The organism is Nonomuraea coxensis DSM 45129, from assembly GCF_019397265.1.
Lineage (GTDB): Bacteria > Actinomycetota > Actinomycetes > Streptosporangiales > Streptosporangiaceae > Nonomuraea > Nonomuraea coxensis.
This window is the reverse complement of sequence record NZ_CP068985.1, coordinates 260,740-272,781: the sequence shown is the minus strand read 5'-3', so window position 1 is coordinate 272,781 and position 12,042 is coordinate 260,740. Positions and strand designations below refer to the sequence as shown.

The 12,042-nt window shown below is 69.0% G+C and carries 12 protein-coding genes; 8 read left to right on the top strand and 4 right to left on the bottom strand.

Features of this window, described 5'->3' with window-relative positions:
* The first annotated feature begins 21 nt into the window (after positions 1-21).
* Positions 22-555 (top strand): orotate phosphoribosyltransferase, encoded by a 534-nt coding sequence (gene pyrE / locus Nocox_RS01320; RefSeq protein ID WP_020542497.1) that lies wholly within the window; start codon positions 22-24, stop codon positions 553-555.
* 7 nt (positions 556-562) lie between these two features.
* Here the strand turns inward: pyrE and Nocox_RS01315 are convergent, their stop codons facing one another.
* Positions 563-997, bottom strand: a complete 435-nt coding sequence (locus Nocox_RS01315) for a hypothetical protein (RefSeq protein ID WP_157382958.1) — start codon at positions 995-997, stop codon at positions 563-565.
* 54 nt (positions 998-1,051) lie between these two features.
* Positions 1,052-1,753, bottom strand: a complete 702-nt coding sequence (locus Nocox_RS01310; RefSeq protein WP_033408685.1) for a DedA family protein — start codon at positions 1,751-1,753, stop codon at positions 1,052-1,054.
* 127 nt (positions 1,754-1,880) lie between these two features.
* Here Nocox_RS01310 and fbaA point away from each other — a divergent pair, with 127 nt between their 5' ends.
* The 3 genes from fbaA to Nocox_RS01295 all read left to right on the top strand — a co-directional run bounded on the left by fbaA (position 1,881) and on the right by Nocox_RS01295 (position 4,742).
* Entirely contained in the window at positions 1,881-2,903 is a 1,023-nt protein-coding gene (gene fbaA, locus Nocox_RS01305; RefSeq protein ID WP_026214189.1) for a class II fructose-bisphosphate aldolase, read from the top strand.
* Positions 2,904-2,937: 34 nt separating this feature from the next.
* Positions 2,938-3,348 (top strand): DUF3151 domain-containing protein, encoded by a 411-nt coding sequence (locus Nocox_RS01300; protein WP_020542493.1) that lies wholly within the window; start codon positions 2,938-2,940, stop codon positions 3,346-3,348.
* A 110-nt stretch (positions 3,349-3,458) separates the two neighbouring features.
* Positions 3,459-4,742 carry an adenylosuccinate synthase gene (locus tag Nocox_RS01295; RefSeq protein ID WP_026214187.1) on the top strand — a complete coding sequence of 428 codons (1,284 nt, stop codon included), beginning with the start codon at positions 3,459-3,461 and terminating at the stop codon, positions 4,740-4,742.
* 6 nt (positions 4,743-4,748) lie between these two features.
* Here Nocox_RS01295 and Nocox_RS01290 read toward each other — a convergent pair whose 3' ends face one another.
* Complete coding sequence (locus tag Nocox_RS01290) at positions 4,749-5,297, bottom strand: GNAT family N-acetyltransferase (protein ID WP_020542491.1); 549 nt, start codon at positions 5,295-5,297, stop codon at positions 4,749-4,751.
* A 286-nt stretch (positions 5,298-5,583) separates the two neighbouring features.
* Between Nocox_RS01290 and Nocox_RS01285 the strand changes: the two genes are divergently transcribed.
* Positions 5,584-6,423, top strand: coding sequence for a glycerophosphodiester phosphodiesterase family protein (locus Nocox_RS01285; protein WP_246649721.1), 840 nt, complete (start codon positions 5,584-5,586; stop codon positions 6,421-6,423).
* Between the two features lie 18 nt (positions 6,424-6,441).
* On the opposite strand, the gene corA is transcribed toward Nocox_RS01285, so the two are convergent.
* The gene (gene corA, locus Nocox_RS01280) at positions 6,442-7,485 is read right to left on the bottom strand and encodes a magnesium/cobalt transporter CorA (protein ID WP_246649720.1); all 1,044 of its coding nucleotides are present in this window, start codon (positions 7,483-7,485) and stop codon (positions 6,442-6,444) included.
* Between the two features lie 417 nt (positions 7,486-7,902).
* Here corA and purD point away from each other — a divergent pair, with 417 nt between their 5' ends.
* The 3 genes from purD to Nocox_RS01265 all read left to right on the top strand — a co-directional run bounded on the left by purD (position 7,903) and on the right by Nocox_RS01265 (position 12,040).
* Positions 7,903-9,117 carry a phosphoribosylamine--glycine ligase gene (gene purD / locus Nocox_RS01275; RefSeq protein WP_026214184.1) on the top strand — a complete coding sequence of 405 codons (1,215 nt, stop codon included), beginning with the start codon at positions 7,903-7,905 and terminating at the stop codon, positions 9,115-9,117.
* Positions 9,118-9,206: 89 nt separating this feature from the next.
* Positions 9,207-10,838 (top strand): DUF262 domain-containing protein, encoded by a 1,632-nt coding sequence (locus Nocox_RS01270; RefSeq protein ID WP_033408766.1) that lies wholly within the window; start codon positions 9,207-9,209, stop codon positions 10,836-10,838.
* A complete protein-coding gene (locus Nocox_RS01265) occupies positions 10,835-12,040 on the top strand; it encodes a type II toxin-antitoxin system HipA family toxin (protein ID WP_020542486.1) in 1,206 nt (401 codons plus the stop codon). Before Nocox_RS01270 ends, Nocox_RS01265 begins: the two co-directional genes overlap by 4 nt.
* Positions 12,041-12,042 lie beyond the last annotated feature (2 nt).

Here is a 12,042-nt window from a genome sequence, read left to right as displayed (position 1 = left end):
CAGGACCTTAAGCTTGGACGCATGACAGACCGCGACAATCTGCTGGCCGAGATCAAGAAGAAGGCCGTCGTGCACGGCAAGGTCACGCTCTCCTCGGGCATGGAGGCCGACTGGTATCTCGACCTGCGGCGGATCACGCTCGACGGCGTGGCCGCGCCCCTCGTCGGCAGGGTGATGCTCGACCTGACCGACGACCTCGGCTACGACGCCGTGGGCGGCCTCACCCTCGGGGCCGATCCGGTGGCGGCCGCCATGCTGCACGCGGCGGCGGCGCGCGGGCGCGCGCTCGACTCGTTCGTGGTGCGCAAGGCCACCAAGCAGCACGGCCTCCAGCGGCGCATCGAGGGGCCCGACGTGGCCGGGCGGCGGGTGCTGGCCGTGGAGGACACCTCGACCACCGGCGGGTCGGTGCTGACCGCCGTGGAGGCGCTGCGCGAGGCCGGGGCCGAGGTGGTGGCCGTGGCCACGATCGTCGACCGGGGGGCGCGCGAGCGGGTGGCCGGTGAAGGGCTGGACTACCGCACCGCGTACACGCTGGAGGACCTGGGGCTCTGAGCGGCGCTCAGCCGCCGGAGGCGCGCACCGTGAACGCCTGCCTGGCGCCCGGCTCGCCCTGCGGGCGGGGCAGGCCGTTCTCGGTGACGCGGACGGTGCCCCCGTCGCTCACCACGACGTCCAGCTCGGTCTCGAAGTAGTTGACCTCTTCGCCCCTGCTCATCTCGCGGTGCTGGAGCACGTCGCCGCCCGGCACCCGTACGGTGACGGTGGGGCACGTCTCCGCCAGGCACTCGATGCGCACGGTCGGCACCCGCGCGCCCGGTTCGCCCACGGGGGTGGCCGGCGCGGAGGCGCGCTCGCGCTCGGCCTGCGACGGCGCGCTGAGCGTGCCGATCAGCGCCCGCGCGCCGACGACCAGGAGTGTCACCAGGGCAACCGCCGCGAGGACGGCGAGCGCCAGGCGGGCGAGGCCCATCGGATCCGACCTGTGGCGTCCCACACAGGGAGCGTACCGCGTGGTATGCGGCTCTTCCCGATCTCCGCCGGCTCAGATCTAGAAAGGGTCGCCGACGCGGTGGTGCTTGCCGTTGGGGGAAGGCAGCCGCTTGGCCTCGCGGCGCTTCTTGATCACCTCGACGAAGATCGGGATGAGCGAGATCAGGACGATGAGGAACACGCCCGGCAGGATGTACTTGTCGATCTGCTTCGGATCGACCTGGCCGCCGAGGTAGTGGCCGAGCAGGAGCAGGCTCTCGACCCAGACGACGCCGCCGATGACGTTCCACACGAAGAAGCGCCGGGGGTGCATCTCCAGGACGCCCGCGACGGGGTTCATGAACGTGCGCACGATCGGCACGAACCTCGCCAGGACGACCGCCTTGGCGGGGCCGAACTTCTCGAAGAACTCCTCGGCCCGGAGCACGTGCTCCTTCTTGAACAACTTCGAATCGGGTTTCTCGAACATCCTCCGCCCGAAACGCGCACCCAGGAAATGCCCGAGCTGGGCGCCGGCGATGGCGCACAGCGGGGTGCCGACCACCAGGAGCGGGAACGAGAGCGGCTCGATGCCCATGCCCGCCGCCACGGATGCGGAGCTGAAAATCCCCGCGGCCACCAACAACGAGTCGCCGGGCAGGAAGAATCCGAGCAGAAGACCCGTCTCTGCGAAGATGATGGCCAGCACACCGATCGTGGCGAAAGTGCCGAGAATGGTGAGCCACCACGTCGGGTCGAGGAGATTCAAGAGCCAGTCCACGGGCAGAGCCTACCCTTAGCGGGCACTCGGGACGTGTCCCCCGCACGGGCGTTGTCTCTACCACCACGGGTAGTGAGCCGGAATACTGGGCCCTGGCGCACAGCCGTTACTTCTCAGGGAGATGATCATGCCTATTGCGACTCCAGAGGTCTACGCTGAGATGCTCGACCGGGCCAAGGCCGGCGGATTCGCCTACCCGGCGATCAACGTGACCTCATCGCAGACGTTGAACGCCGCCCTGCGCGGGTTCGCCGAGGCGGAGAGCGACGGCATCGTCCAGGTCTCCACGGGCGGCGCGGAGTTCCTGTCCGGCACGACGGTCAAGGACATGGTCACGGGTGCGACCGCGTTGGCCGAGTACGCCCGCATCGTCGCCGAGAAATACCCCGTCACCGTGGCCCTGCACACCGACCACTGCCCGAAGAACAAGCTCGACGGCTTCATGCGGCCGCTGATCGACATCTCGCTGGAGCGGGTGTCCAAGGGCCTCGACCCGCTCTTCCAGTCGCACATGTGGGACGGCTCCGCCGTACCGCTGGAGGAGAACCTGGAGATCGCCAAGGAGCTCCTGGACAAGTGCGCGCGGGCCAGGATCATCATGGAGATGGAGATCGGGGTCGTCGGCGGCGAGGAGGACGGCGTCGTCGGCGAGATCAACGAGAAGCTCTACACCACGAGCGAGGACGCGCTGGCCACCGCCGAGGCGGTCGGCGTCGGCGACAACGGCCGCTACATGCTGGCCGCGACCTTCGGCAACGTGCACGGCGTCTACAAGCCGGGCCACGTCAAGCTGCGGCCGGGCGTGCTGAAGGAGATCCAGGAGGCGGTCGGCGCCAAGTACGGCAAGGACAAGCCCTTCGACCTGGTCTTCCACGGCGGCTCCGGCTCGACCCTGGAGGAGATCCAGGAGGCCATCTCCTACGGCGTGGTCAAGATGAACATCGACACCGACACGCAATACGCCTTCACCCGCCCGATCGCCGACCACATGTTCCGCAACTACGACGGCGTGCTCAAGGTGGACGGCGAGGTCGGCAACAAGAAGACCTACGACCCGCGCTCGTACGGCAAGGCCGCCGAGACCGGCATGGCCGCCCGCGTCGTCGAGGCGTGCCGGCACCTGAAGAGCGCTGGGACGAAGATCTCGTAGCCACGCGCCTGGCCCGGCGGGTATGACTTGTCCTATGGATAACCTTCTCGCCGGGCCGCCCCCGACTCATCTGCCGGACCTGCCCGAGGCCAGGGAGGCGCTGGAGTCCGGCGCCAAGGCCTCCGACGTGGCCGCCCGCTACCCCGCCCACCCGGCGGCGTGGGCCGCGCTGGCGGAGGAGTACTTCGCCCAGGGGCACGCGGTCACCTCCTACGCCTTCGCGCGCACCGGCTACCACCGCGGTCTCGACCAGCTCCGCCGCAACGGCTGGAAGGGACACGGGCCCATCCCCTGGGAGCACGAGCCCAACCGCGGCTTCCTCCGCTGCCTGTACTCCCTGGCCAGGGCCGCGCAGGCGATCGGCGAGAAGGACGAGGCCGAACGCTGCCTGCAGTTCCTCAAGGACAGCACAGAAACCGGCTACGAGGCCCTGACGAAGGGGTAGGAGCCGCGCGGCCCCTTGGGACGAAAGGGCACGTTCGGGTAGTCTCTCTACGCAAGAGCCCCTGTCGCGCTTGCGCCAGGGGTTTCGTTTTGTGCTCGGGAGACTGAACCATGCCGGCTGCCGTTCTCGTTGGTGCCCAGTGGGGCGATGAGGGCAAGGGCAAGGCCACCGACTTGCTCGGTGGCGACGTCGATTACGTCGTCCGCTATCAGGGGGGCAACAACGCGGGACACACGGTCGTCATCGGCGACCAGAAGTACGCGCTGCACCTGCTGCCGACGGGCATCCTGTCGCCGGAGGTCGTCCCGGTCATCGGCAACGGCGTGGTCATCGACCCGGGCGTGCTGCTGAGCGAGATCGACGGGCTGGCCGCGCGGGGGATCTCCGCCGAGCGGCTGCTGATCTCGGCGAACGCGCACCTGATCATGCCGCACCACAAGGCCCTGGACAAGGTCACCGAGCGCTACCTCGGCAAGGCCAAGATCGGGACGACGGGGCGCGGCATCGGTCCCGCGTACGGCGACAAGATCGCCCGGATGGGCGTGCGCGTGCAGGACCTGCTCGACCCCGGCATCCTGGCGAAGAAGATCGAGGTCGCGCTGACCGAGAAGAACCAGGTGCTCACCAAGGTCTACAACCGGCGCGGCATCGAGCCTGAGGCGGTGCTGGAGGAGTACCTCGGCTACGCCGAGCGGCTCAAGCCGCACATCGCCGACACCTCGCTGGTGCTGTCGAAGGCGCTGGACGAGGACAAGTTCGTGCTGCTGGAGGGCGGGCAGGGCACGCTGCTCGACATCGACCACGGCACGTACCCGTTCGTGACGTCGTCCTCGCCCACCTCGGGCGGCGCGTGCGCGGGGGCGGGCATCCCGCCGAACCGGCTCACGAAGATCATCGGCATTCTCAAGGCGTACACGACCCGTGTCGGCTCGGGCCCGTTCCCGACGGAGCTGACCGACGAGATGGGCGACTGGCTGCGTACGACCGGCGGCGAGTACGGCGTGACCACGGGCCGCAACCGCCGCTGCGGCTGGTTCGACGCGGTCATCGCCCGCTACGCGACCCGGATCAACGGCGTCACCGACTACTTCCTCACGAAGCTGGACGTGCTGTCCGGCCTGGAGCGCATCCCGGTGTGCGTCGCGTACGAGGTGGACGGCGTCCGCCACGACGAGATCCCGATGACGCAGACCGACTTCCACCACGCCAAGCCGATCTACGAGGAGTTCCCCGGCTGGCAGGAGGACATCACCGGCGCGAAGACGTTCGCCGACCTGCCGCCGAACGCGCAGGCGTACGTGCGGACGCTGGAGGAGATGAGCGGGGCTCCGATCAGCGCCATCGGCGTCGGCCCCGGCCGCGACCAGACCGTGGTGGTCCGCTCCCTGGTCTGAAGCCGCTCAGGCGGCGAGGACGGCGGCGGTCACCGGAGTGTGGAGGGTCCAGCCGAGGGTCTCGTAGAGTGCCTGGCCCTCGGCGGTGGCGACGAGGACGCCGGCCCGCGCCCCCCGGCGGGCGGCGTGGGTCGCGAGCGTGCGCATGACGACGGTGCCGAGGCCGCGGCGGCGATGGCCAGGCGCGGTCTCCACCCGGTCCACGACGGCCGTTCCGCCGGAGACGGCGAACTGGCCGCGGGCGGCGACCTCGCCGGCCGGGGTCAGCAGGCGGGCGGCCGTGACGCCGGCCCGGGTGGTGACGGCCAGGGCGTAGCCGGGCGGGGGCCCGGGCGGCGTCATGCGGGCCAGGCCGGCCAGGCGGGTGGTCATCATGGACTCGTGGTCCTTGACGAGCCAGGGCCGGGGCAGCAGCGGGGCGATCGCGTCGGCGGGGGCGCAGAGCTTGAGCCAGGTGCCCGGCGTGGTGAGCGTGGCGGTGAGGCGGCGCACGGTCTCCGGCGTGGGGTCGGCGACGATGTGCCGGGCGACGTGGCCGGGCAGGCCGACGTCCACGCGGAGGCCCCACGGTACGCGTACCGGCTTGGGGGTGCCGCGGGAGATGACCCAGCCATCAACCCATGCCCGAACTATTGGGAAATGGGCAGGTTTAAGGACCTTTGCCATAAAGAACAGCCTATTGTCCCTTGAGGCGGGTCCGACCGGGCGTAGCAGGATAAAAAGGACACGGCGTGGCACTGCCTCTGGACGCCCCGCTCCAGATAGGGTCCCGGTTGTGCGCGTTGAGATTCATGGTCACCGGGGCGCCCGGGGCCTGTGGCCGGAGAACACCCTGCCGGGGATGAGCCGCACGATGGAGCTCGGCGTTCACGCGCTGGAGCTCGACGTGGCGCTCACCGCCGACCGGCGCCTCGTGCTCACGCACGACCTGACGGTCTCCGCGGTGACCAGCGCCGACCGGCGGCCGCTGCGCGAGGGCGATCCCCTCCACCCCTACGTCGGCAAGCCGATCAACGCCCTCACGCTGGCCCAGCTCCACACGCTCGACGTCGGCGTACGGCTGCCGCGCCACCCCGGCGACCCGTTCGCGCTCACCCAGGTCGCCATGCCGGAGACCAGGATGCCGACGCTCGGCGCGGTGCTCGGGCTGGTCAACGCCTACGACGCCGAGAGCGTGCGGCTGCACGTCGAGCTGAAGTCCGACCCCACGAGGCCGGAGCTGACGGCCGACCCCGAGATGTTCACCGAGCTCGTGGTGGACGAGCTCGACCGGCACGGCCGGCTCGGCAACGTCGCCGTGCTCAGCTTCGACTGGCGCGTCATCCGGCACGCCGCCCGCATCGCGCCCGGCGTGCGCCGCTTCGCGCTCATCGAGCCCGACACCCTGCACTGGCACGACGACCTCGGCGCCGACGTGCCAGCCGCCGCCCGCGCGGCCGGGGCCACCACGCTCTCGCCCGAGCACGTCATGGTGGACGAGAAGCTGATGGCACAGGCCGCCGCCGCCGGCCTCGACGTCGCCGTGTGGACGGTCAACGACGTGGCGCTCGGGGCCAGGATGCTCGACCTCGGCGTGTCCGGCATCGTGACCGACTACCCCGACCGCATGCGCGAGCTGTGGCGCGAGCGGGGGCTGGAGCTGCCCCAGCCCGTCGCCCCGCTCAAGCCGGTCGGCGTCTGAGCGTTCGAAGCCGACCGTTCAGAGCCAGCCGTTGCGGCGGAAGCCGCGGTGCAGGAGCACGCAGGCGGTGATCATCACGGCCAGCACCGCCGGATAGCCCCACACCTGCTTGGTCTCCGGCATGAAGTCGAAGTTCATCCCGTAGATGCCGGCGATCATGGTGGGCACCGCCAGGATGGCCACCCACGAGGAGATCTTGCGCATGTCCTCGTTGGCGAGGGCGTTCGAACGGGCGAGCGCGGCCTGCAGGATCGAACTGCACAGCTCGTTGGAGGACTCCACCTGCTCGCACACCCTCGACAGGTGGTCGCCGACGTCGCGGAAGTACTCGCGCATCTCCGCCGGGATCACCCGCCGCTGCGGCAGCGCGGACAGCGGCGCCTGCAACGGCGTGACCCCCCGCTTCATCTCCAGCATCTCCCGCTTGAGCTGGTAGATCCGGTTGATGTCACGGGAGCTGACGTCGGCGAAGACGGTGGCCTCGACCTCTTCGAGTTCGAGCTGCATGAGGTCGGCCACCTGGAGGTACTGGTCGACCACGTGGTCGGCGATGGCGTGCAGCACGCCGGCCGGGCCGCGGTTCATCAGCTTGGGCTTGTCCTCAAGGCGCTCGCGCACGATCGTGAGCGGGCAGTGCTCGCCGTGCCGCACCGTGACGACGAAGTCGGCGCCGAGGAAGACCATGATCTCGCCGGTGGCGATGATCTCGTTGTTGCCGCTCGACTGGTCGTGGTCGAGGTAGGCGATGGTCTTGAGCACCATGAACAACGAGTCGCCGTACCGCTCGACCTTGGGGCGCTGGTGGGCCTTGACGGCGTCCTCGACGGCCAGCGGGTGCAGGTCGAACACCTCCGACAGCCACTCGACCTCGGGGGACTCGGGCTCGTGCAGGCCGACCCAGACGAAGGCGTTGGCGCCGTCGGCGTCCTTGTTGTGCTCGCGGACGAGGTCGAGCGCCTCGGCGATGCCCGTGGCGGGCACCTTCCTGCCCCGGACGTACGCGCCGAACTCGACCACGGACTGCACAGGCGGCACGCGGGGAACGGCGACGGGCTTCACCATAGTGTGAGCAGCCCGCTGCATGGGGTAACGGTTGATACGACGGAAAAGCGTGGACGAGCGCATGGCAGTCCCTTTCCGCCCGACATGGCGCGCTCCACGCGACGAAAAAGTCACCTCACTGGCGTGGAGGCACGATCAGGCTGCCGGATTGGAGTGGTCGGGGGCATACGGGGAGTACGTGCAAAAGTGGCACGTACTGCTGGGATCACCAGGATTCATCCCGGACCACCTCCAATCGCAAGAGACGCCGCAAAGCCGCCTTAACCTACCACAGGCGGCTGAACGTAAACGACGATACCCTTCCGGCGGCACACCGCTCAGGGAGAACCGCGCAAAGGTCCGGCGACTCTTCCGGCAATCGGCGCATCCGGGACCTGCACCGGCTTCCGGTCCCCCGGGCCTGCGACAATGGAGCCCGTGCGCGTTCTAGTGATTGGATCCGGAGGGCGTGAGCACGCCCTGTGCCGTTCCCTGAAGCTCGACCCCCAGGTCACCGAGCTCCACTGTGCCCCCGGCAACGCCGGCATCGAGCAGGTCGCGACCGTCCACGCGGTCGACCCGCTCGACCCCGCCCAGGTGGCCGGGCTGGCCACGCGGCTGCGGGCCGACCTCGTCGTGGTCGGGCCCGAGGCCCCGCTCGTGGCCGGCGTGTCCGACGCGGTGCGCGAGGCGGGCATCGCCTGCTTCGGGCCCTCGCGCGACGCGGCCATGATCGAAGGCTCCAAGGCGTTCGCCAAGGAGATCATGAACGCGGCCGACGTCCCCACCGCGCGGGCCCGCACCTGCTCCACCGAGCAGGAGGCCGCGGCGGCGCTCGACGAGTTCGGCGCCCCCTACGTCGTCAAGGACGACGGGCTCGCGGCCGGCAAGGGCGTCGTGGTCACCGACGACCGCGAGCGGGCGCTCGCGCACGCGCGGGCCTGCGAGCGCGTCGTGATCGAGGAATACCTCGACGGCCCCGAGGTGTCGCTGTTCGCGCTCTGCGACGGCAGCACGGCCGTGCCGCTGCAGCTCGCCCAGGACTTCAAGCGCGCCTACGACGGCGACCAGGGCCCCAACACCGGCGGCATGGGCGCCTACACGCCGCTGCCCTGGGCCCCCGAAGGGCTGACCGACCAGGTCATGCGGGAGATCGTCCACCCCACGATGGCCGAGCTGTCGCGGCGCGGGCTGCCGTACCAGGGGGTGCTCTACGTCGGGCTGGCCCTGACGGCGAAGGGGCCGAAGGTCGTCGAGTTCAACGCGCGCTTCGGCGACCCCGAGACCGAGGTCCTGCTCGACCGGCTGGAGACGCCGCTCGGCGGGCTGCTCATGGCCGCGGCCACCGGCGAGCTGGGGCTCGACCCGGTGTTCAGGCCGGGCGCGGCGGTCACCGTGGTGATCGCGGCCGAGGGCTACCCGGAGGCGCCGGTCAAGGGCGACCCGATCACGGGGCTCGCCGACTCCGAGCACGCCTACGTGCTGCACGCCGGCACCACGCGCGACGGCGAGCGGGTCCTCTCCGCGGGCGGCCGCGTGCTGGCCGTGGTCGGCAACGGCCCCGACCAGGAGAGCGCCCGCGCCAACGCCTACGGCCTGGTGTCCCGCATCGGACTGCGCGGCTCCCACCACAGGACGGACATCGCCCTGTGACGCGACCGCTGAGCTGCTCGCACTGACGCTCGAAATCAGCGGTGCATGTCGCTCGGGTGACCTACGATGGCCTGGCGAAGGAGGCGGTGATGACCACGGTCACCAGGCCACACGTCACTCAAGTAAGGCCACCCGAACTTGTCGACATGGCACTGTCGGGTCGCATCCGCCTTCCCTCCTTCCAGCGCTCATACCGCTGGAGGCGTGAAGACGTCGTCAAGCTCTTCGACAGCATCCTCCGCGGTTACCCCATCGGTGATCTCCTGATGTGGAGCAGGCCCGCGGGCAGCGCCGAACTGACGATCGGTCCGCTCACCCTCGACGTGCCCGCGACACCGGAGGCACTCTGGGTGATCGACGGGCAACAGCGCATCACCAGCCTGGTCGGCGCGCTCGCGGCCCCCCCGGACACCGTGGATCCTCGCTTTCGCATCTTCTTCGATCTACGGACGGAGAGCTTCGTCTCAGCAGGACAACGGGACGACGTCCCCGACCATTGGTTCCCGTTGCCCACCGCGCTCTCCAACAGCCGCACTCTCTCCTGGCAACGCGAACGCCCGTGGCTCGCTGAGCAGGATTTCTCGCGATGCGACGAGCTTGTGACCGCCATCCGCGACTACCCGATCCCGATGTACGTGGTGAAGGCGGACGACGAACAGACGCTGCGTGAGATCTTCGACAGGCTGAACAACTTCGGACGCCGCCTGCGGCGTGCGGAGATCTTCAACGCCCTGCACACCGTGTCCGGGCAGATGAAGCCGTCGGGCCTCGCCTCACTTGCCGAGAGCATCAGCGGCTTCGGTTACGGCGAGGTTCCTGAGCAGGTGCTCATGCAGTCGGTGCTGGCGGTCAGAGGCGGCCGGATCGACCGGGACTTCCGTGCGGAGTTTCAGCACGACCGGGACCGGCACGAGTCCTTTCAACTGGCGGAGAAGTCGCTCGGCACCGCGATCGAGTTTCTTCGGGACGAGGTCGGAATCCCTCATCTCCGGCTGCTGCCTTACATGTTGTTCCTGCCCGTTCTCGTGCGCTTCGCCGCATTGTTCGGCTATCCGGAAGGGCGCGCCGCGGAGTTGCTCCGGCGCTGGGTCTGGCGAGGCTCCGTCCTGGGCGTCACCCCGCAGGGCAACACAGTGGCGCTGCGGAAGAACGCATCGGCCGTCGGAGACGATCCGATCGAAAGCGCCGACAGACTGCTCAAGCTGCTGCCCTCAGGGAGGGAATGGCTGCCGGACCTCCGGGCAACCAAACTCAACCAGGCACGGGCGAAAGTCAACCTTTTGGGCATGCTGTCCGTGCGTCCACGCATTCTCGTTTCAGGTGAAGGTGATGACGGCAGGACGTTCTCCGTCGGAGACCCGATAGATCCAGTCCGCCTGCTCGACGGTCCGACCAGCCCGCTGATACCCATTGTGGAATCCGGCACGGAGCTTGGTGGCGGGGTGGCCAATCGTCTCGTCCATCCCAGCACTCTGACCAGGGCGGACATAGATCGCGCGCTTGACGGTCCGACGGCGGTGAACGGCGAGGTTCTCCTGAGTCATTTCATCGACAGCACGGCCATGGAGTGCCGGCGGCGCGGTGACCACCAGGGGTTCCTAGCTCTGCGAGCCCGCCGGATAGCGACGACCATCATCGACCACGTCCAGGAAGGCGCCCTCTTCGGATTCCCCGACGGCCCGGACATCACTCAACTGCTCGAACCCGGAGAACTCGCATGAGCAAGTCCGGCACGGACGCGCACGTGTTTCTGGGTGACCGTCAGGTCGGCACGCTCAGTAATCGCGCCGGCCGGGTGGCCTTCCACTATTCCGACAGAGCGCCGGAACGCCCCGTCCTGGGCCTCCACTACGAGTACGATCCACGACGCGTGGACAAGGCGCCCGGCGGCCAACTCCCTTCGTGGTTCGCCAACCTGCTTCCGGAGCGCGAATCCGGCCTGCGGCGCTTCTTCACCGCTCAACTTGGCCTCAAGCACGTCAGCGATTTCGCGCTCCTTGTTCACCTGGGCCGCGACCTGCCCGGTGCCGTACATGTGCGGAGCGATGACCCTGACCTCGCCGACCGGTTCTTCGGCGCCGGTCCCGAGGTTCGGCGGCAGGCCGCCAAAATGAGCTTCTCGCTGGCAGGCATGCAGGTCAAACTCTCGATGCGGCAGATTCAGCAGGGCGAATACCGTTACGTGGGCGTGGGTGGCGACTGGATCGTCAAGTTCCCCAGCGGCAAGCACGACCTTCTGCCGGAGAACGAGAACGCCATGATGACCTGGGCACGACTGGCCGGCATGAACGTGCCCGAACATCACCTGGTATCTCCGGAGCACCTGCAGGAGGTGCCTCCCGAACTGGCCGGATCCGGCGGGAGCGCTTTCGCGGTGCGCCGCTTCGACCGCGACGGCGAGGAGCGCGTTCATCAGGAGGACTTCGCGCAGGTCTTCAATCTCCTTCCCTTCGAGAAGGACCGGGGCAGCGCCGAGGCGGTCGGCCGGGTGATCGCACGGGAATGCCCGGACGACATGACGGAGTTCGTGCGGAGGCTGACCGCGTGCATCGTCATGGGAAACACTGACGAGCATCTGAAGAACTGGTCCCTCCAGTATCCGGGCGGCCGCGCGAGACGCCTGTCACCCGCGTACGATCTCGTCTCGGTGACGTCGTACGACGCCTTCAGACGCGACGTCCTCACGCTGCCCATCGCCGACCAGGCCGATCCGATGTACATCTCGCTCGACCACTTCCGGCGGTTCGCCGATGCCCTGTCCATCGACCCCGAGGCGACGGTCGCTACAGCGCGGGAGACGGCCGCCCTCATGGCCGAAGCGTGGCCGGAGGTGATGGCCGAGTGCGAGGTGCCCCTGTTCGTTGCTCAGCATGTGGAGACCCGTCTGCGCTCCCTCCCCCTCGTCGGACGCGGTGAACGGTAGTG

Bases quoted from the DNA above. Each gene is read 5' to 3' on its own strand.
- Nocox_RS01300 (WP_020542493.1), top strand. From the start codon at position 2,938: ATGGATAACCTTCTCGCCGGGCCGCCCCCGACTCATCTGCCGGACCTG.
- Nocox_RS01285 (WP_246649721.1), top strand. From the start codon at position 5,584: ATGAGCCGCACGATGGAGCTCGGCGTTCACGCGCTGGAGCTCGACGTG.
- Nocox_RS01270 (WP_033408766.1), top strand. From the start codon at position 9,207: ATGACCACGGTCACCAGGCCACACGTCACTCAAGTAAGGCCACCCGAA.
- Nocox_RS01295 (WP_026214187.1), top strand. From the start codon at position 3,459: ATGCCGGCTGCCGTTCTCGTTGGTGCCCAGTGGGGCGATGAGGGCAAG.
- pyrE (WP_020542497.1), top strand. From the start codon at position 22: ATGACAGACCGCGACAATCTGCTGGCCGAGATCAAGAAGAAGGCCGTC.
- corA (WP_246649720.1), bottom strand. From the start codon at position 7,485: ATGGTGAAGCCCGTCGCCGTTCCCCGCGTGCCGCCTGTGCAGTCCGTG.
- fbaA (WP_026214189.1), top strand. From the start codon at position 1,881: ATGCCTATTGCGACTCCAGAGGTCTACGCTGAGATGCTCGACCGGGCC.
- Nocox_RS01265 (WP_020542486.1), top strand. From the start codon at position 10,835: ATGAGCAAGTCCGGCACGGACGCGCACGTGTTTCTGGGTGACCGTCAG.